The sequence below is a fragment of the Geobacillus sp. ZGt-1 genome (genome assembly GCF_001026865.1).
Taxonomy (GTDB): domain Bacteria; phylum Bacillota; class Bacilli; order Bacillales; family Anoxybacillaceae; genus Geobacillus; species Geobacillus thermoleovorans.
Genome location: NZ_LDPD01000006.1, coordinates 32,950 through 33,301, shown reverse-complemented (window position 1 = coordinate 33,301; position 352 = coordinate 32,950). Strand labels below are relative to the sequence as shown.

The 352-nt window shown below is 47.4% G+C and carries 1 protein-coding gene; it reads right to left on the bottom strand.

Annotated elements, in window-relative coordinates:
* The coding region (locus VU18_RS17065; protein ID WP_236687249.1) for a transposase at window positions 1-352 on the bottom strand (352 nt) is incomplete at both ends.

The window sequence follows — 352 nt, the reverse complement described above, 5'->3', positions numbered from 1 at the left end:
CCATCTTCCCATTCGAATAAGGAGACAATATGCATGAAATGATTTCATCTGTTCGTTTGACAAGTGCTTTTGCGATGGCACGAACAGCGGAACAAGGACAAAACAAGTATCGATGAATCCAAGCGTTCTGCCACTTCTGCACCGTTTGGCGTTCCTCCTCGGTGAGTTTCTCGGGGCACTGGGTCAAGAAGCGGCAAACATACCGAACATGCCCATGTTTCTTGCCCTCTTTTCCTAAGGATTTGCGGCATCGATCCAACGCTTCTGTAAACAACTGAATCACATGAAAATCATCGACCACATGCTTCGCTTCCGGACACATCCCTTGAATGGCTTTTTTCATCGCTGGAGC